This window comes from Microcoleus harperi Pol14_C6 (assembly GCF_036701295.1).
Lineage (GTDB): Bacteria > Cyanobacteriota > Cyanobacteriia > Cyanobacteriales > Microcoleaceae > Microcoleus.
The window spans coordinates 1-18,732 of record NZ_JAUBQN010000009.1 but is presented as its reverse complement, the minus strand read 5'-3'; the positions used below and the strand labels follow the sequence as shown (position 1 = coordinate 18,732).

General features: G+C 46.8%; 15 protein-coding genes. 10 read left to right on the top strand and 5 right to left on the bottom strand.

Translation table 11 applies throughout. From position 1 onward, the window contains the following. Nucleotides 1-93 precede the first annotated feature (93 nt). Nucleotides 94-858 carry a sulfotransferase domain-containing protein gene (locus tag QUA27_RS09350; RefSeq protein WP_333067589.1) on the bottom strand — a complete coding sequence of 255 codons (765 nt, stop codon included), beginning with the start codon at nucleotides 856-858 and terminating at the stop codon, nucleotides 94-96. 452 nt (nucleotides 859-1,310) lie between these two features. On the opposite strand from QUA27_RS09350, the gene QUA27_RS09345 reads away from it, so the two are divergent. The 5 genes from QUA27_RS09345 (at nucleotide 1,311) to QUA27_RS09325 (ending at nucleotide 9,008) form a co-directional block, all read left to right on the top strand. Then, nucleotides 1,311-1,502 (top strand): hypothetical protein, encoded by a 192-nt coding sequence (locus QUA27_RS09345; protein ID WP_333067588.1) that lies wholly within the window; start codon nucleotides 1,311-1,313, stop codon nucleotides 1,500-1,502. Between the two features lie 20 nt (nucleotides 1,503-1,522). Continuing rightward, nucleotides 1,523-6,541 carry a hormogonium polysaccharide biosynthesis protein HpsA gene (hpsA, locus tag QUA27_RS09340; RefSeq protein ID WP_333067587.1) on the top strand — a complete coding sequence of 1,673 codons (5,019 nt, stop codon included), beginning with the start codon at nucleotides 1,523-1,525 and terminating at the stop codon, nucleotides 6,539-6,541. A 32-nt stretch (nucleotides 6,542-6,573) separates the two neighbouring features. Continuing rightward, nucleotides 6,574-7,221 (top strand): hormogonium polysaccharide secretion pseudopilin HpsB, encoded by a 648-nt coding sequence (gene hpsB, locus QUA27_RS09335; protein WP_333067586.1) that lies wholly within the window; start codon nucleotides 6,574-6,576, stop codon nucleotides 7,219-7,221. 79 nt (nucleotides 7,222-7,300) lie between these two features. Further along, the gene (gene hpsC / locus QUA27_RS09330; protein WP_333067585.1) at nucleotides 7,301-8,353 is read left to right on the top strand and encodes a hormogonium polysaccharide secretion pseudopilin HpsC; all 1,053 of its coding nucleotides are present in this window, start codon (nucleotides 7,301-7,303) and stop codon (nucleotides 8,351-8,353) included. Nucleotides 8,354-8,408: 55 nt separating this feature from the next. After that, nucleotides 8,409-9,008, top strand: coding sequence for a pilus assembly FimT family protein (locus QUA27_RS09325; RefSeq protein ID WP_333067584.1), 600 nt, complete (start codon nucleotides 8,409-8,411; stop codon nucleotides 9,006-9,008). A gap of 289 nt (nucleotides 9,009-9,297) precedes the next feature. On the opposite strand, the gene QUA27_RS09320 is transcribed toward QUA27_RS09325, so the two are convergent. Beyond that, the gene (locus tag QUA27_RS09320) at nucleotides 9,298-10,056 is read right to left on the bottom strand and encodes a cobalt-precorrin-6A reductase (RefSeq protein ID WP_333067582.1); all 759 of its coding nucleotides are present in this window, start codon (nucleotides 10,054-10,056) and stop codon (nucleotides 9,298-9,300) included. Between the two features lie 192 nt (nucleotides 10,057-10,248). Here QUA27_RS09320 and QUA27_RS09315 point away from each other — a divergent pair, with 192 nt between their 5' ends. Continuing rightward, on the top strand, nucleotides 10,249-11,067 hold the full coding sequence (locus QUA27_RS09315; protein WP_333067581.1) for a tetratricopeptide repeat protein: 819 nt from the start codon (nucleotides 10,249-10,251) through the stop codon (nucleotides 11,065-11,067). A 277-nt stretch (nucleotides 11,068-11,344) separates the two neighbouring features. On the opposite strand, the gene QUA27_RS09310 is transcribed toward QUA27_RS09315, so the two are convergent. Next, nucleotides 11,345-11,581: a hypothetical protein gene (locus QUA27_RS09310; protein ID WP_333067580.1), complete on the bottom strand. Its 237-nt coding sequence runs from the start codon at nucleotides 11,579-11,581 to the stop codon at nucleotides 11,345-11,347. A 269-nt stretch (nucleotides 11,582-11,850) separates the two neighbouring features. Beyond that, a complete protein-coding gene (locus QUA27_RS09305; RefSeq protein ID WP_333067579.1) occupies nucleotides 11,851-12,651 on the bottom strand; it encodes a TIGR01548 family HAD-type hydrolase in 801 nt (266 codons plus the stop codon). A 177-nt stretch (nucleotides 12,652-12,828) separates the two neighbouring features. On the opposite strand from QUA27_RS09305, the gene QUA27_RS09300 reads away from it, so the two are divergent. The 4 genes from QUA27_RS09300 to obgE all read left to right on the top strand — a co-directional run bounded on the left by QUA27_RS09300 (nucleotide 12,829) and on the right by obgE (nucleotide 17,554). After that, nucleotides 12,829-13,140: a 30S ribosomal protein PSRP-3 gene (locus tag QUA27_RS09300; RefSeq protein WP_333056906.1), complete on the top strand. Its 312-nt coding sequence runs from the start codon at nucleotides 12,829-12,831 to the stop codon at nucleotides 13,138-13,140. Between the two features lie 474 nt (nucleotides 13,141-13,614). Then, a complete protein-coding gene (locus QUA27_RS09295) occupies nucleotides 13,615-14,688 on the top strand; it encodes a class I SAM-dependent methyltransferase (RefSeq protein ID WP_333067577.1) in 1,074 nt (357 codons plus the stop codon). A gap of 417 nt (nucleotides 14,689-15,105) precedes the next feature. Continuing rightward, nucleotides 15,106-15,999: a Mo-dependent nitrogenase C-terminal domain-containing protein gene (locus QUA27_RS09290; protein ID WP_333067576.1), complete on the top strand. Its 894-nt coding sequence runs from the start codon at nucleotides 15,106-15,108 to the stop codon at nucleotides 15,997-15,999. Between the two features lie 514 nt (nucleotides 16,000-16,513). After that, nucleotides 16,514-17,554 carry a GTPase ObgE gene (gene obgE, locus QUA27_RS09285; RefSeq protein WP_333067575.1) on the top strand — a complete coding sequence of 347 codons (1,041 nt, stop codon included), beginning with the start codon at nucleotides 16,514-16,516 and terminating at the stop codon, nucleotides 17,552-17,554. A 372-nt stretch (nucleotides 17,555-17,926) separates the two neighbouring features. Here obgE and QUA27_RS09280 read toward each other — a convergent pair whose 3' ends face one another. Then, a complete protein-coding gene (locus QUA27_RS09280; RefSeq protein WP_333067574.1) occupies nucleotides 17,927-18,592 on the bottom strand; it encodes a methyltransferase family protein in 666 nt (221 codons plus the stop codon). Nucleotides 18,593-18,732: the final 140 nt, after the last annotated feature.

The following is an 18,732-nucleotide window of genomic DNA, read 5'->3' as shown; positions in this document are numbered from 1 at the left end:
AAGCGCTCTTACTTAATATCTATGAAAGAGCGCTCTCTTGGCAACTATGTGCCTCAAAAATCTTTAACTATTGGACACTACGGATATTCGATATTAATCCCAGCCGAAGTCTCGATCGCACAATTCGGCCAGTCTTTGGTTGTGCGATCGAAAATATGTTCTCAATTGCTGGTATACTGTCTCGCTGATGGGGGGATATTGGGTAGCGTTGTATTTTTCGTAGGTTTGTAGTTGGTGTGGCGGCAATTCTAGAAATTTTAAGACGCTGTTGTATGTGCCGAAGGGATTGGTATACAAGTCTTCGCTTTTGAGGATTAAAAGTTGGGATGTGGGAAAAAGTTTCATCCAGGCTGGGAGTTGATCGGCGTAAATGCCGCGGGTTAGATAGCTGTGGTGTTGGTGTTCGTAACTGTAGTAGTTTGGGTTGGCTATGAGTTTTTCTATTTCGCCTTTTAGTCTTTCGGGCTCGGCGGCGATCGCACTTTCTAATGATAGGGATTCGTAGCCTATTTTTATATAGTAATAATAGTGGGAAATTGCGCGTTCTACTGGGTTTCTCAGCAGGGCGATTATTTTAACTTTCGGGCATAAATCGTGGATTCGTTGCGGAACTTGGGGGTGACAGATATAGTAGGGGCTGGCTTCTCCGGTTAGTAGATTTTCGCTTGTTTGGGGCTGGGGAAATTGGGCATAGTACCAGTCTGGGCTTTTGTCGAATTTTAAGTCGAAGTAATGGATTTCTTTTTCGGTGGCGGGGGCGATTTGGGGATGTTGGATTAAGTAATTGTACAGAGAGGTTGTGCCGCCTTTTTGGGCACCGATTATGATGAAGTTTGGGGGTTTGGGAGTTTGTTTCATGGGTTGTAGGTTTTATATTTTGCAGTTGTACTGACAGTGCCCCGGAGGGGAAAACGAAAATTCGATCGCACTTGGACGGATGAGGGAAACAGGATTAAGACCAACTGGTACAAAAGTATGTAGTTGCGCTTGGGCGTTCTTAGCTTAGGAAAGAGCGCCCAAGCGCAACTACATACCTAAGAGTCTTGTTACAGTTGGCCTTAGTCCTGGGAAATTCGATCGCCCAATTGAGATTCGATCGCACGGATACGCCTAACCATAATTCCATTGCCCACTCTACATTCTAGATTCCGGTGGTTGAAACCGAGCCTAAACCAACAAAGCCTGCAAGGGCTGGGCAATAGGTCGGATAAGATCCCGATCACTGTTTTGGGGTGATCGAATTCACTCTCGCTCTTGGTACTGACATTTCAATTTAACTCGATTAGAGTGGAGTTAAGGAACTCACATCCTTGCTGGGCAAATCTTTCGATGAAAAATATATTATCGGCGGTGGTTTTATTTGGGGGTTTGTGGGTTTTATTTTTCAGCCAAAGTACAGATTAAAATTTGTGCAAGAGACTGATATGCAAGTTGCAAAAAATGGGAACAATAAAGATGGGATTGTACTGTCAAGCAGTAACTACCTGCAATACCATCTCTGAAATTATTCAGGAAGGCGTCAATGTTTAAGAGCAAATTATCCAAAGTTATCGTGTCCCTGCTGCGGCGGATTGCTGGTGTTACCAGATCCGGGGCGAAGCGGCTGATGAGAGCAATGCTGCAAGCGCTGATGGCTATGGGCCGCAGGGCAAGACTACCGATGGCGGGGTTTGTGCTGCCGACGGTGACGATGGTGTTGCTGGTAGTGATTTTGTTGACTGTGGCGATTACGCTGCGATCGTTCGATCGGGCTAATACGGCGCGTAACGTGCGCGTGAACCAGCAGGTGCTGGCGGCCGCGACTCCCGCGCTCGATCGGGCGAAAGCGAAAATTCAGTTTATGCTGGATCAAAGCCAGGGTAGGGGTACTCCTTCTGATGAAGATTTGTACCTGCTGATAGCAAACCCCGTTACAGGTGGAAGTGCAACCGATTATTATACTTTCGGGGACGAAAAACGCCTGAAACTTCAGTACAACCTAGACGGTACCGGCGGCATAACTCCCGATCTTCGCGTTAACGATCCTAATTTTAATCTCGAAACCAATGAATCTATAAACACTGCTTGGAGATATGCCGTCGATACGAACAACGACGGAAAATTTGACACTTTTACGCTCTACGGCATATTCTTCCGCACTCCCCCAAGGGATGACGATAAAAACAACCCTACTGTGGGCGAGTTCTTAAGACCAAGAAAACCGCTGGAAGCAAGAACGCCACCGATGTCGGTGGCAGGACTTAATCCTAACTGCTTGCAGGGTGGAGGTACTGCTGCTAGTTTAGCGGGCGACTCAGGCTGGTACAGGCTAGACGGAAAACTTAAAAAAAGTTTTTTTGTTTATACAGTTAACGTACCTATAACCGATACCGAAGCGGCCGCGTTGGGTAGTAATTATCAAAAATTCACAGGCACTTCCAGCATTTCAGCATTAGAATATCAGCAAGACCAAAGCCGCATTCCTATCGCTAACAACGCGGTGGTTTATGAAGACGATTTAGAAATATCGCCCGGACCTCCGCTGAATCTAAACGGGCGGGTATTTACAAACAGTAATTTGCTCGTATCAGGGGCAAGTGACGATTACAGCATCAAACTGTATCAGGTCAGCAGCCCAGAGTCTTGTTTCTATGATCAAGAAAACAGCAAAATTGTTGTGGCAGGCAATGTAGTAAGTGGTGTGTCAACTGACAACGCGACTAAAAAAGTAGTGGACGTACACCTTTTCAAAAAAGGTAGCCTCCCTGCGGCCGGTACAAGAACCACATTCATGGCGGTGACGAAAAAATTAGAAATTAAGACCAGTGAGGAATCAGCTAGCAATCCAACCTTAGACGTTCTTTACAACAACGAAGCCTATACAAAGCGCCTAGATTTGCTAGTAGAAGCGCAGATGGGAGAAAACGGCACCAACCCCGAGACTAACGATCCGTTGTTAGTGCAGCAGCGACCGGACACCCAAGATCGCAAACAAGCGCTGACAGAATATTTTAAACAGCTCACCCGGAAGGTTCCTTTTGCGGAAGTGCCTCTTGTTGGAGGAGACGCAACGGCAGGGTACGGTCTTTCATGGTCAATACCGCCCGGAACCCCACCCATTCTAGGCAGCCAAGACACCCTAAGACCTGTAGACAAATGGAGCCTTCCAAACCCTGCCGACACCAAAATTAACCTAAAGCTGGATAAGCTACCAGCAACAAACCCCCTACCAGAACCTCCTACTGAAGAAGAATTTCTGGGCGATCGCGTTGTGGCTGGCAACAACTTGCCAGCCCTCAGATGGGACGGCGCCAAATTTATCAACACACCGGAAACAGTAGCAGCGAAGTGGAATCCGACCGACAGCGGCACTACGCGCGAACGATCGCCACAGGTGACGAAGCTCGCTGATGTGGGAGCGATCGATCGCGACGGTTTCTGGGAAAAAGAAGCGGCCAGAAACCCCGAAAATCCATTAGACGGCAATGGCGGCTTGCGGGTCATTACGGGTGCAGGGGTTTACGAGCGCAAAAATTCTTTCCTGCCACCCCCCAGTTGGGTAAATTCTGCTGGGACTCCCGTAACAGGGGACACGGCAACTTACGACGACCCGGCAACTCCCGCTACAGAAACGTTCCCCGTCGTTTGGCCAGACTCTATGCCGATGTCGCCGCTGGGACAAGGATCTAAAGTTTACAACAATAGTGCTGGCGGTCCTTTTAATGCGGCAAATTGGATAAATTGGCCCGGAACCGTGCTGCCAACAACTCCTCCTCAACCTCCTGGAGGGCTACCGCCACAGGGGCTGCCATCGGCTGTCACAGGCTCGATCGACCCCAACACTCCCCAGTATGCCAAAGGCGATTTGCGGATGCGGGCGACAGTAGTTTATCACTATGCAGATGATCCCCCGGATCCAGGAGAGTTCAATGACAAACCTCTGGCCTGCGTCAGCAGCTATTACGACCCCAGCACGGCTTCGACAGCAAGAAATTTAAGCGGACTTGGCCAAGATGTCAGTGGCACTCCTACACTAGGGTTTCCCGGTACTCAAGTTGGCTCCAATAACGGCATCACCTACGGCCCCCCACCAGCAAGACCGGGTGCTTCCACTCTGGGGTCTAACGGCTTGTTGAGCGGTGGCGATGCAGTTTTGGCGAATCAAGCCAACTTAGTCTTTCCCGACGGTCGGTTTGCCAACGGGCCTTTGAGAGAGGCTCTCCAAGTGGCTGACACTAATCGCACTTTGGCACAAAAAGCTGCTATTGACTCTACTCTTTGCGCTCTGGGCATTCTCAAGGGTACTATCACTCCCAATCCCGCATTGATTCCTCACGGGGCAATTAAAGAAGTAGCATTTTTGAACGGTCGAGAAATCAAGGCGATCGACCGGGATGACTGGACAACCAACGTTAACGAAGCCTTTACGCTGAGCAGCCCCACCACAGTTGCCCAAGCAGCCAAATTAACAGGGAACTACAATCTGCCTTTAGAAGAACGGGAACCCCTAGAAATTCGCGCCACTCGGATAGACCTCCAACAACTGCGAACAACTACATTTGGAACCGGGGAGTTTTTACTGCCAAACAGCGGGATTATTTATGCCAGTCGCGATGATGCGCTGCCCGATCGCAGTTTTCGCCCAGCTCTTGCTGCCGGCGGCATAGATGAAAGTAGGAGCGAAACCGTCAGTCCCACAGATTCCCTACTAGATCCTACTCGCAAGCCCAACGGAATTTTACTTGTTAATGGTCGGGAGCTAGGCAGACTTCCCAGCCCCAATACTCCTACTGTGCCAGATGTAGTCATAGAAAAGGGGCTGACTTTGGCATCTAATTTGCCTGTTTATATCCAAGGTGATTTTAACCTTCACTCCAAGCAAGAGTTTGATCCGGCCGGTGATTTGGCTAGCTTTTACGATCGTACAAACCTCGATAAAAACTTTGCCTGTCGCCCAAAAGACCCCCGATTACCTGGTAATTGTATAACAGGCGATACTTGGCGTCCCGCAAACGTAATATCAGATGCAGTCACTCTGCTTTCACAAAATTACCGTTTTGGCTTCCGCAACGAGGGAGATTTTGACCTGAGAAATAATGCCGGTGCTGCTGCTGTAATGCCTCGCAAACAGCAAGGGTTTTACAGCAACAACTTTGTCACAAACGGACTTTCCAGCGGGGCATTCAAAGCTACGAGTGGCACTTTAGTTAACACAGGAGGCACAGCAGTTACAGACCAAAACTACGCAAACAACAGCAATCCTGTTGACAGTTCTTACTTCAACAACTTTGTTACCCCAGTGCAGCGACGCGGGGCTTTCCCAGAGTATTTAATGGAGGTTTGTAACAAAATCCCGGTTTCTGCGTGTACGGATGCCGACTGGTATGTAAATCCGCAACAGACAGCTATTAAAAAGGCAGGGATTGCCATTACCGGTGCAGACTTTATAGCCGGAGCTGGAACAACAGCGACGCCGCCAGCACCCGAACTGCAACGCTTCCCCCGCCGTGTTGCTTTTTTGAGAGGGGGAACTACTCGTACATCTGACGCACTGGATACGCCAACTACTCCTGTGCCATTGGGGATTAGTGGCACAGGACCATCAGCTACAGTTGTTAGTGGACCGGGCGCAAATCTAACAACAGCTAATTCTCTGTGGTTTGGGACGACTGCTGCGTCTGGCGATACTACGGTGACTTACGGCTCAAACAATTTTCCCTATGTGTTTAACAAGGCGCAGAAGGACGGGAGCGGTGCAGAACTGCCAGAATTAGCCGCAACATCCGCACCAGCAGGCGCAGGAACAGTAGCTAAAGGCTCGCAGCCACTACTAATGCCCGTTTTGCAGATCCAAACTGTGACGGCCGCGCCAGCCCGTGCTTCATCGACCAGCTTACCAGCAGGTACAGGTATCGTGGCCGCCACCGGGTGGATACCGAAGGCTGTAAAGACAACATCTAATATGGTCGTAGGCTCGAATGATACTCCTTCCCGAGCGATCGGTAATGGCGTTGGTGACTCTAACGGCGGTGTGCAAAATTTGACCCGATTCTTGGAAAGCTGGAGTGGGATGGGATCTGTAATCCAGGGTTCCTTTATCCAGTTCAACCGGAGTGCCTACAACACCGCGCCCTATATCCCGATTCTGAATCCGGTGGCTCCGCAGCAGACTGCTCCACTTACTAAATTGCGGAGTCTTTTCGATTCATCGCCCAACCCACCCTCAACTACTATCACTTACACTGGCGGCGCTCCATTGCCTTATTACAGAACCAGTAACGCCAGCGTCACCATTAGTGGCACTACTGTAGGTCGCCTTCCCTTCTTCACCCCGCCCCTGCGGGATTGGGGTTTTGACGTGGGTCTGCTATCTCAGCCGCCCGACTTGTTTACCCGAAAGTTCACGACTCCTCCCTCAACACCCACCCCGGCTGAGTATTTCCGGGAAGTACCTCGCAATGACGAGTGGGTAAAAACTTTGATGTGCGGAGTTCTAGAAGCAGATACCACCAAGAAAGCCACCCAAACTATCACAACTGCTGACTGCCTCTCAACCCTCTAACTTTCCGCCGCGCAATTACTGGAGTCCTATTTATGACTAAGCAAAAACAACACCAAAATTTATCCCAGTCACCAGATGGTGGCTACACGATTATCGAGTCATTGGTAGCGATGATTGTAGTTTCGGTGCTGATGATCGCGATCGCCCCTGTGATGGCTTTCTCAGTAGCGACTCGCGTCCAAGCGCGGCGGACAGAACTGGCAACGCAGGCCGCGAAAGCTTACATTGACGGTTTACGATCGGAGTCAATTAAGTTTGGTGGAACAATAAAAGGGTTTCCCGCTAGGTACACAACGACAAATCAGGAAGATTTGGCTAACGCACCAGTTCCGGGAAATAAAGACAATTTATACTGCGTTGACATGGATGGAACGGGACTTTGTGAGACGAGTAGCACCAAAGACTTTTACGTTCAGGGTGCTTGGCTAAATAAAGATACATCTATTACTAATGACGATCCCACATTAAAAGGCTATCAGCTCTTAGTCCGAGTTTATAGGGCTGATTCTTTTGATGGCACTGTAACTTTGAATCCGACCCCAAAGACTGCTAAAAAGCAATCTGTTGTGGGTTCGGGTTTGGGCGATCGGACAATGCCAGTAGTAGAAATGTCTACAGAGATTCCCGCTACCGGCAATCCTTCGTATAAGTCAATTTCGGATCGCCTCAAAAAACTATGAACTACTGTACGCCCATAATTACAGTGAGTGTTATTAGATTAAAATCTCTCCCAACCACTCGACGAAGGAAGAAGTCAAAATGAAAAGTTTACTCAGGTTGCTTCTAAAAACTCAGCACCAGCGAAACCTCTCAGGACCAGCTCACACAGAAAAGGGCATGACTCTTGTCGAGCTATTAGTCGGAGCAATTATGGCGTTTTTAATCATTACGCCGATGCTCGGTTTTGTAGTGGATATGCTGAATACAGACAGGAGAGAACAAGTCAAGTCAAATACCGAGCAAGACCTTCAGGCAGCCGTTGATTTCATCGCCCAAGATTTGAGTCAAGCTATTTATATTTACGATAATAAGGATATTAATGTAGGAACTGCGGCTAATCCTGCTATCAGAAATCAACTTCCAGAAAATGGAAATCCTAATAGAATTCCGATCCTCGTGTTTTGGAAGCGGCAACAGATGAAAAATTCAGTTCCTATTAACCAGACTGTTACTGCCAAACCAAACACCTGCGATACTAGGCCTAATGAATGCAACGATACCTACGTACTTTCATTAGTTGCGTACTACCAATTTAAAGACAACGACGTTACTTGGTGTCAGCCTTTAGGAGTCACTTGTCCTACCCGCATTGCCCGCTATGAAATTAGAGATGGAGTAAAAAACCAGTCAACTTTGGCTTACTACACGGCCGCTGAGACAACAACTGGTCAAAGAAAAGATCTAGCTTTTAATGAAAAGTTCGACCTCAGCAAGCCAACACAAAATGTGACAGAGGTTGGGGAACTGGGAAATCCTCTATCGACAGCAACAAAGCCGGAAATTCTGGTGAACTACATCGACAACAGTACAGCTAACGTTCCAGCTCCACCAGACTGTAAAACTACTCTTGGCGTCACAGACCCACCAGCACCAGCACCAGCATTAACTCAAACAGATTTATTAACAGCCGACCGCTCAACCAACAGCTTTTACGCTTGTGTAGATACATCTAAAAACATCGCCAGAGTGACTATCAGAGGAAATAGCCTCCGCCGCCTTCAAGCCAACGATGCTGAGTTCAAAACCACCAGTTCGGCATATTTCCCAACAGCAACCGTGCAAGTACAAGGTCTAGGTGCGCGAGGAAAGTAACTTATGGCTGAAACACATTTCCCACTCGCTGCCCGCCGATAAATAATAGGAGAATATGATGAAAACCCCACCAATATTATTAAAACTTTTGCATAACTCGGCTGCCAAGCCCAGCCCTAATTTCAACAAAACTGCATTCAGTAAGGGCGATGGAGGATTCACCCTTCTAGAAGTGCTTGTGATAGCATTAATCATAGGTATATTAAGTTCGATCGCCGCTCCAAGCTGGCTGGCATTCATCAACAGACAAAGAGTTCGCACTGTGAACGATCGCGTTTTCCAATCATTACGACTTGCGCAAAGCGAAGCAAAGCGAACTAAGCGCGAGGTCACAGTTACCTTTTCTGCCCCATCTGTTGATCCACCAACAATTACGTTTACCCCCCCACTAGCCACGGGTGGTAGTACCCAGACGTTAAATGCTGGAGGTGAAATTAAACCCGGCACTATTAAACTTGTCTCTAATGCAACCTCAATCACTTTTGACTACCTGGGAAACGTGAAGGATCAACTTCCCTTAGATACATCAAATAGTCGTCGATTTGTTGCCACAGCTTCTACTGTCAACGGTGCTGCTAAGCAGTGTGCGCTCGTGGAAACTATCATAGGAGGAATGAGAACGGCTGAAGGAAATGATTGCACAACGGTACCATAGTTGTCAATAAATTTAATCTTAATCCCTAACATCTATTCCGCATAAATGCAGAATTGCTAAAATTTATTAACTTAAATTATTTTATATTGAAAATCAAATTAAAAATGTCAAAATATGCAGCTAGAACTAAAACAAATAATCCTCCAGCCATGAAATCAACTATTACTCAAAGACATAACCTGGCCGATGTTTGAAACCCTACTAACAGAACTAGGAGAAAGTCGCGCATCCCGACTTTCATACAGCAAGGGAACATTAGAAATCCTGGTTCCGGTAATAGCACACAAAGTTACCAAAGTCCTGATAACTGCTTAACTAACCAAGCGATCGCCCCTTCCACATCAGCAACCTTCTCAACATCCCCAATCGGCGGCCGTTGCACCATCACCACCGGAATTCCCAGTTCCCTAGCCGCCACAATTTTCGCATAAGTAGCACCGCCCCCGCTGTTTTTACTAACAATCGTATCAATCTGATATTCTAATAATAATTGACGCTCATCTTCCAAAGAAAAAGGCCCCCTTGCTAACAACAATTTACCATTAGGAATAGGAGAATTGAGTGCCGGAGGATCGATCGCCCGCATCAAAAACCAAATAGCATCCAAACCAGCAAAAGCAGCCAATTCCTGCCTGCCAATAGTCAGAAACACCCGCTGAGACTGCCCTAATAAAGCCCTTGCAGCCTCCGAGTGGCCCGCAACCTCAATCCAGCGATCGCCCTCCACCCTCTCCCAAGCAGGACGCACCAGCATCAAATACGGCACATTGCACTCAGCAGCAGCAACAGCAGCATTAGCAGAAATCTGAGCCGCAAACGGATGAGTAGCATCAATCAACAAATCGATCGGGCGATCGAGCAAAAACTGGGTCAGCCCAGCCGCCCCACCAAACCCTCCAATTCGCACCGTACCCGTTTTTGGGCTAAAAGGCTGTTGAGTGCGTCCTGCCAGCGAAGATACCACTTCAATTTCAGCAATTTGAGACGCTCTTACTGCCAGTTCAGCAGCATCCCCCGTCCCGCCCAAAATTAGCAACCGTTTTTTCACCAAATTACCCCTAACTTATGCCATTTGAGATTTGATATTTGATATTTTAGATTTGAGAATTGTAAATGACTGATGAAATAAGGGTTTGAAGGTTGCCTGCGGTCACATCCTTTTTTGAAACTGGTACTCTCCAAGCAACGCCCGCAATTTGGGTTAATAATATGTTTAGTAAAGCTTAAACTGCCAACAACGATGATTCGCTCACTTTTCACATTTTTTACAGTATTAATTGTAACCGGGTTAGTGTGGTTGGGAAATATCGCCCCCGTTGCCGCACAAGTACAACCAACAGATATCGCCGATCCTCAACAGGAATTGGGAGAACTCGTTCAAAAAGCTTTTGAAGCTACAAATGAAGGCAAATTTCCCGCCGCTGAAACTTTTTGGACTCAAATCATTGACAAATTTCCCTCACAAGCCGCCGCTTGGAGCAACCGAGGCAATTCTAGAGTCAGCCAAAACAAACTACAAGCCGCTATTTCAGACTACGAAAGAGCGATCGAACTAGCACCCGACGCCCCCGATCCCTACCTCAACCGCGGCACCGCCTTAGAAGGTTTAGGACGCTGGGAAGAAGCGATCGCCGACTACAATCACGTACTAGAATTAGACTCCCAAGATCCAGCGGCCTACAACAACCGAGGCAACGCCGAAGCAGGTTTAGGGAAATGGGAACAAGCAATTGCCGACTACAGCAAAGCCTTTGAATTAGCCCCCGAATACGCATTTGCCCGCGCCAACCACGCCCTCGCACTTTATCAAAACGGGCAAACCAAAGAAGCAATTCGCAACATGAAAAACATCGTCCGCAGATACCCCCAATTTGCCGACATGAGAGCCGCCCTCAGCGCCTGTCTTTGGGAAGCCGGAAAGCGCGGCGAAGCTGAGAGCAATTGGGTAGCCGCCATCGGCCTCGACTCGCGCTACAAAGACCTCGATTGGGTTGCCAACACCCGCCGCTGGCCACCACTTGCAGTCAGCGCCCTAGACAAATTCTTGCACTTGAAATAATCTCACAACACCCATGAAAAATTGCGAGCATCCCGATAATTGTGGGGTATTTTTCCTAAAAGGGATGCTCCAAATAATTGTCAAATGTCACCCGAAGCTAGCAGTCAATAAACTATTGAAGAACAATTATAGATCGGTTTTCAAAAAAGTGAGGTATGCCCTATGCCCTATACTACCTCATCTTTCTGAGAAAGGCTATAACACTTCTTCCTTCTTTCTTCTTTCTTCTTTCCTCAATATTCACCAATACACCGCTCGCTGCCAAACTTCTTTATTCTCAAAACTCGTATTCAAGTTCTCCGGCAACAATCCTATCTGTCACAAATATTCTGTACAGTTCCAGTTCTTCAACAGAAACTTTTCCGTCCGCCCAAATCGTTCTCTTGATATCTTCCATTTCTTGCTTAGATATCTTGCCGTCAGCAACAGCTCGCTCGATTTGGACTTGGAGCTTTTCTAGTTGCCGCGTTTCTTCCGTCGTAGGTTGTTTATCACTCGATCGCGAAACTAACATAGTTCCATTCTCCTAGAGATTGACCTCTACTCTGTACTAAGCCGCAGCAGCAGATATTGTCAACTCAAAGATGCAAAAATTGACAAATAAACGTAACAAAACTACATTTACTTGTCAATAGGGTAAAGTGCAAAATTATTTAACAAAATTACATTTGTTGGTCAATAATACGGTGCCAAATCCGCGCTTCATAGTCGGCCGCAAAGTCCACTCAAGCTGCCAACAAATAATTCGCGCAATTTTCATTTTTTTGACCCCTCCTTCTACAGTCAACAGTCAACAGTCAACAGAACTAATTCTCCAATCCGCGCAGCAGTCAACTCCTCGACATTCCTGAAAACCGCTGCTGCACCCGCATTTTTCAGCACTGCAGCATAATCCTCGCAGCGCACAGCATCCTCCAAAACATGAGGCGGCAAAATTCCGATTCCGAGCCAAACCCGATTTGGTTGTACTTCCCGCGCCTTCACAACCGTGTAAATATCCGCCACAGTATCTCCCGCGTAAATCACGGGCAAATTTTTTTCTAAACCGTGCAGAGTTTCCAACTGTTCAATTGCCGCGAAAAGTCCAGCCGGATCGGGTTTTCCCGGTGCATCTTCCATCGCTACCAACACAGGGGAATTTAAACTCAGTTTCCCTGACAAAACATAAGCAGCTTCATCCCGCATCGCCCCGCTAAAAAAGCCCCAAACAATGCCCCCCACTGTTAAATGTTCCAGGTAAGCCGGACTTAACAACAGCGGTTCGTCGCAAATGTAACCAGTCCAATTTTTCTCATCGGGCCCGCGATAGCGACTTTGGAAGAAAGCCACTAATTCGTCATAGTTGAGAGCGAGTTCGTTTCTCGATCGCCCCATCCCCTCAAAATAACGGCAAACTAACTCGAAAGACGCCTGCCAGTCATTATTCCACACTCCCTCCGACTTCAGAGAGTCGATATCGAGAGAATTCGGGCGAAAAGCACCCGCCGTGAAATGTTCCACCGCATCCGCAATTGCCCGCCGGTAGGAACCGGACACATCCCGCACCACACCGTCAATGTCGAAAACTAAAATAACTCTGTTCACAGCTTAACTATCCTTGTACCTAGGGCGGGTGAGAACCCAAATTTTATCTGTTCCCAGCCCCTGAGTGGCGCTAAAACCAGCCGTGCCACAAAACTTTTCATGGCCGATGACCAATTATCGAACAGAGTGTGCTACGCTTAGCGATTGTAGAAATTTTTAACAAGTTCGATCGGAACCCTGGAGGTTTGCTTGTCCAAGTTCATCTTAAAAGTTCTCTGGCTAGAAGAGAATGTTGCCCTCGCCGTTGACCAAGTTGTCGGCAAAGGAACTAGCCCGCTGACATCCTACTTTTTCTGGCCTCGCAAAGATGCCTGGGAAGACCTCAAAAACGAACTCGAAGCCAAACACTGGATTGCTGATAACGATCGTGTCGAAATCCTCAACCAAGCCACAGAAGTCATCAACTACTGGCAAGAGGAAGGCAGACGGCGCCCAATGACTGAAGCTCAGTCAAAGTTCCCCCTAGTGACTTTTACCGGCAGCAACTAAGCCCATCTTTAAGTTGCTACCCATATACATTGCCTGTTATGGCTGACGAGGGGAAGGAGAGAGGGGAGAAGGCGAGAGAATTTGACGCTTTTTCCACCTCGCCGTGAAACATACAATTTAAATGCGCTACAGCTTATATTGATACTAACTCCGATTTTGGAACCTACGCGGGTTTTGGGCTGGGTCGAGGTGAGATTGTAGATTTGAGATTTATTCAAAATAAAGCTCTCAAATCTGATTTAATACAATCTAAAAAGACTAAGCAACCAAACCAAATAAATCTAAAATCGGCTTTTTTATACTCTTGAATTGTACAGTCAGCTCTCAACGTAATTCCCCCGAACCTCCAACCTCAATCCTCACACTCCATCGGTTAAATTAGTTAAATCTTGTACACGGCTTCCTAGTTGAACTTCTTTCTTATTTCTTCCTTCTTCCTTCTTCCTTCTTCCTTCTTCCTTCTTCGCGGAATTTATGGGCGCCGAAAGTACGATCGACCAGAACGAACAGCTACCGCTGGTAGTAAATCCCGACATTCTCCAGCAAGCTATCCTCTACAAAATTAATACTCGCATAAACGCTCGCGGAGAATTAGTTTTCCCCTGCATACCGGGAATGCTAAGCCACTATCTCAAGTCGATAGAAAAGCTATTTAGCACTCTCGACAGACCCCTGCCAGAAGACCGCAGAGACGAACTCAGCAAGCTTTTAGCCACCAAGTTAGAACAAGGCTACCGCACCTCCACAGCATCGATGCTGATTCTGCAATACGAATCAGTGCAACCGCCACAAACCGGTTTAGCTTGCAAAGTCATTGTGACTAGCTCAACAGTTGGAGAACAGTACAAAAGCTGGGTAGACACCAGAGAACCTCCGCTTTTTGGCTCTCATCCCGATGCAAAATTGATGGCAACGGCTGCTAAATTGGGCACACCCGATCGAGTGCGGATTTTGGACGTGGGCGCTGGTACCGGCCGCAATACCTTGCCTCTGGCGAGATTGGGCTATTCTGTAGATGCGATCGAACTAGCTCCAGCTTTTGCAGAACAATTGAAAGCTGCAGTAACAGCCGAAAACCTTCCCGTGACAGTGACTGAAGGCGATGTGCTCGACCCCTTAATGCGGATGAAACCAGCCCGCTACCAGTTGGCAGTTGCCGCCGAAGTCATCTCACATTTTCGAGACAGCGATCAAGTACGGCTTTTCCTCGCAAAAATGTGCGATTCCCTGTGTCCGGGAGGTCTGTTGCTGTTCAGCACGTTTTTAACCGTCGGTGACTACCAGCCGGACGCCCTGGTGCGACAAGTTGCCCAACTCTCCTGGTCTACTTTATTTACCCCCCAAGAACTCGCCACCGCCATGGAAGGGTTGCCCTTAGTCCCAATGTCCAACGAATTGGTGTTTGAATATGAACGCCACCATCTGCCGGAAGAAGCCTGGCCACCAACGCCCTGGTTTCCCAGTTGGGCCACCGGTCGAGATGTCTTCCCGATGGCAAACGCACGCCCGCCCATGGAATTGCGCTGGATTTTGTGTCGCCGAAATTAAAAAATTTTGTCATTTCTAGGCGGACACAGCAATCAAAACTGTTAACCGGCAGTAACATTTTCCTCAAATATTTTTATTTCAACAGCTTAAATCAGGGTCGCTGTTAATGTTGTGCATCCTGCATAGAAAAATTTACAAAAATATATATTAAAATGTAAAGAGAGCGAAGTTCGATCGCCCCTGGGTGACAAACCCAGTGCCTGATTAGATCCAACGCTTGCCAACCTTTTGTTTCTTGCGAAAAATCGGGTTGCTAATGGCAATCGGGCTTGCATAAAATTCGATCGCCATCTCGATGGGTGCAACTAGAGTTAAGATGAATTCAACAAACCTATTCCTCCCGATAGATGACTTTTTAGGGAATAGGATTACCCAATAGATTAGCTCGCTAGTCAGCGATGCTGCTGAGAAACAAATATGCTTTTAACACATCCACTACAAGCGTTTGGAGCAATCTTCGGGCACAAACCTTCCACAAATAGATCGTCAATCGACCAAAAAACCAATAAAAATTATTGGGAGGGGAATATTAAGCCCGCTGTAAACGAACAAATTGACTCGTACATCCAAGTGGAAATGCTAATGAGTAACGCTAAATCTTCCTGCACCAATGAAGAGATTACTGCTTGGCTGCGGGGATTGCTGACAATTGCTTGGGCAGACGGCAACTTTGACGAAGACGAGCAAAAAATGATTGCAAATCTAACTCAGGATGAACTACACCCGGTATCTTTTGATGCGGGTTTTGAACCTATTTCCCCAGAGGAATTAGCCTCTGTGTTAGGGAAAGAAACCGCCAAAGGTGAGGATTTTTTGAGGACAGCAGTCATGGTAGCTTTGGCAGACGGTACCTACTCGCTCAGCGAAGACGAGGTAATCTCTAAGTTTTGCACAGCTTTGGGGCACAATGTAGAGGCGATCGAAGCTCTGCGACACACCATCGAAGACAGCAAGTGCGATCCGCAGGGGCCCAGCAGCCAAATAGTCTTTGATGCGAATGTCGTCCCCCTCGTAGGAACACCGCTTTCATCTCGGCTACCTAAACCTCACCACAAAAATGTCCTGCAACCCGTCAAAGACTGGCTTGACGGCTGGGAAATTCACGACCCAAAATTGGCCCACTTTGTCTGTAAAATTATTCCGCCCCAGTGTCCGTTTGAGCGAGATGTCGTGTTATTTGGTCGCAAAATCGTCCATATTCCGGCGATGTGCCAGATTAACCCGCTTTACGAACAGTTAGTCGGGATGCGCTTTCGAGCTCTCTGCTATTTGGCAGATGAATGTAAGGAAGATGTATCGTCATATTGTTAGTAGTTAGTAGTCATTAGTCAGTAGTCATTAGTCATTGGTCATTGTTGTGAAATCTTGGATTAATGACTGTAACTATTAACCAATGACTACTAATTAGTCCAAAATGCAAAAAACGGGTTTTTCTAGGACAAAACATCGTTACACCATCCGCGTCAGTAGAAAAACCCGGTTAATTCATTTTGTGTGCGTGATTCCTGTTAATATCAAATCTGCTTTGATAATACTAATTCACGAAAAGTCTTGGTACAATCCTCAAATTCTTATACAGATTATTAAAAGATTTCGGAGCCGGACAGGGCAGTGCCATTTACCTACAAATGCTCGCGTACAATTTTTCACTCTGCACTACTTTTCAGAATTAGTATAATTATATTTTTCCGCCCACTGTAAATCGCGACTAAACTTGGCTGTCGTTCAGCGACCTGTACTAAAGGCAAAGACGAATATTGTGCTTTGATCTGGTATCATAATAAGTAATGACTATTGACACTGACTATTGACTACTGACTAAATTATGCAATTTATCGATCGAGCAGATATTCAAGTCGCAGCCGGCAAAGGCGGCGACGGTATGGTAGCTTTTCGCAGAGAAAAGTATGTACCAGCGGGTGGCCCCTCTGGTGGGACGGGCGGCAAAGGCGGTTCCGTGTATATGGTAGCGGTGGAAAGCCTGCAAACGCTGCTAGATTTTCAGTACAACCGGATTTTTAAAGCCGATGACGGGAAGCGCGGGGCGCCGAAAAATATGACCGGTGCCGGTGGGGACGATCGCACGATCGAAGTTCCCTGCGGTACAGTAGTTTACGACGCGGAAACTCAGGCCATATTGGCAGATTTGGTGACGCCCGGACAGACTTTTTGCGTAGCCAAAGGTGGCAAAGGCGGTTTGGGGAATAAGTGTTTTCTGACCAATTCCAACCGCGCTCCCGATTATGCGATGCCGGGAAAAGAAGGAGAACACAAGTTTTTGCGTTTAGAATTGAAGCTATTAGCTGAAGTGGGAATTCTGGGGATGCCAAATGCTGGCAAATCCACCTTAATTTCAGCTTTGTCTGCGGCTCGCCCCAAAATAGCAGATTATCCGTTTACAACTTTAGTCCCGAATTTGGGCGTAGTCCGAAAACCCAGCGGCGACGGTACAGTGTTTGCAGACATTCCGGGATTGATTGAGGGAGCGCACGAAGGTGCTGGTTTGGGTTACGAGTTTTTGCGCCACATTGAACGAACTCGGTTGCTGCTGCATTTGATCGATATTACCGATGAAGATCCGATCGCCAATTACGTCACAATTCAGGAAGAATTGAAGGCTTACAGGCGTGGTTTAGCCAATAAACCGCAGATTTTGGCTTTTAATAAGGTAGATGCGATCGATCTTGAAAGCGAAGAAATCGGTAATTTAATCAGCCGACTTAAAGAAATTAGCGGCGCTCCTGTTTTGTTGATTTCCGCCGTTAGTAGACTTGGATTGGATGAATTGATGCAGCAAGTTTGGCAAAAACTCGACGAGATGAACGAGAAAGAGGCGGCGGAACTCGAAGCCGTCGCGAGTGTTTAATCGCTTTCTGGTTCCTGAAATTTCCGTGAATGGGTAAGTGTTTTTTTGAGGGGGTCAAATCTTTCGGCTGTAGGACGGGTGCGGCAAGGGTTTGAGCCCCTGTGTCTTGAAAAAAGATCGTTTAAAAGTATCTACCGACTGCTTTAAATCGCCTACAAGCGTGACGGTTAAAGTTCCCAAAAGGGTATGGGGCAATCGCTAAGGCTGTGCTGCAAAGGCAGGAAATTTATTATTAGAAGCTTTATTTTATTAGAAGTTTTATCTTATTTTGTGGATATGAGTTGAGCTGCATTCAGGGCATTTCTTAAAAAATCGCCTTATTATCCCTCATGAACTCATATTGTAATTCCGCAACGCCCTAAATTACTATTTTTAACCAACTTTCTCCTCTAAACTGTCTTTTTTTTGTTCGAGAGCTGTCGATACAAATAGTCGAGGTAGTAAAAGTCCAGACCTAGTTTTGTAGTCGGCAAATTCAGGATATCGTTCGAGTGAACGATCTTTTTTTATCATGTTAGGAATAAACATACCAGCAATAAAAGCTGCCAGAATTAAAAAAGGTAGCCAGTGCTGAACTAGCATCGCAAACGATCCGTAGATGAGGATTTCTCCTAAGTAATTCGTATTGCGCGCTCTGGCAAAAAATCCTTCAGTTATTAGTCCCGAACGGTACTTAAGGGTGTAATACTTCTGTGCATCACTACTATAGTGTAGAAAGACACCGATGATATTTAGGGAAATTGCTGCTGCCACTAACGGCAGAGGTGGTTGTAAGCCACTGCTAATCAAAATAAAAGGTGCTACCCAATAGAGGCCAAGTGACACAAAGCCTAATATTCCCGTTCCGACAGAGATTTCTTGTTCCCACTGTTTATCTGGATATATCTGGTCTTTGAGCAGCCACAACAAACCATAAGTACCGTGCAGGGCGAGATAAACCCAAGCACCCAAATTAAAATTTTGGTAAATGAACATCAGTGTCAAAATAAATGGAAAGCTGAGTCCTTTGTGCAGATTGATAAAGTGCTTTAGTTTCATAGCTTTTGCTAATCTCTATCTAGTAAAGTCTATCTCTCTTTATATTACACTTTTTTATATCTAATACCAATTTTATATGAAGTTGCATAGAATAAAGATACTGTTTAGAGGTCATTAGTTATGGCACGTCAACTGATTGT

Bases quoted from the DNA above. Each gene is read 5' to 3' on its own strand.
- hpsB (WP_333067586.1), top strand. From the start codon at position 6,574: ATGACTAAGCAAAAACAACACCAAAATTTATCCCAGTCACCAGATGGT.
- hpsC (WP_333067585.1), top strand. From the start codon at position 7,301: ATGAAAAGTTTACTCAGGTTGCTTCTAAAAACTCAGCACCAGCGAAAC.
- obgE (WP_333067575.1), top strand. From the start codon at position 16,514: ATGCAATTTATCGATCGAGCAGATATTCAAGTCGCAGCCGGCAAAGGC.
- QUA27_RS09280 (WP_333067574.1), bottom strand. From the start codon at position 18,592: ATGAAACTAAAGCACTTTATCAATCTGCACAAAGGACTCAGCTTTCCA.
- QUA27_RS09350 (WP_333067589.1), bottom strand. From the start codon at position 858: ATGAAACAAACTCCCAAACCCCCAAACTTCATCATAATCGGTGCCCAA.
- hpsA (WP_333067587.1), top strand. From the start codon at position 1,523: ATGTTTAAGAGCAAATTATCCAAAGTTATCGTGTCCCTGCTGCGGCGG.
- QUA27_RS09310 (WP_333067580.1), bottom strand. From the start codon at position 11,581: ATGTTAGTTTCGCGATCGAGTGATAAACAACCTACGACGGAAGAAACG.
- QUA27_RS09315 (WP_333067581.1), top strand. From the start codon at position 10,249: ATGATTCGCTCACTTTTCACATTTTTTACAGTATTAATTGTAACCGGG.
- QUA27_RS09325 (WP_333067584.1), top strand. From the start codon at position 8,409: ATGATGAAAACCCCACCAATATTATTAAAACTTTTGCATAACTCGGCT.
- QUA27_RS09295 (WP_333067577.1), top strand. From the start codon at position 13,615: ATGGGCGCCGAAAGTACGATCGACCAGAACGAACAGCTACCGCTGGTA.
- QUA27_RS09290 (WP_333067576.1), top strand. From the start codon at position 15,106: ATGCTTTTAACACATCCACTACAAGCGTTTGGAGCAATCTTCGGGCAC.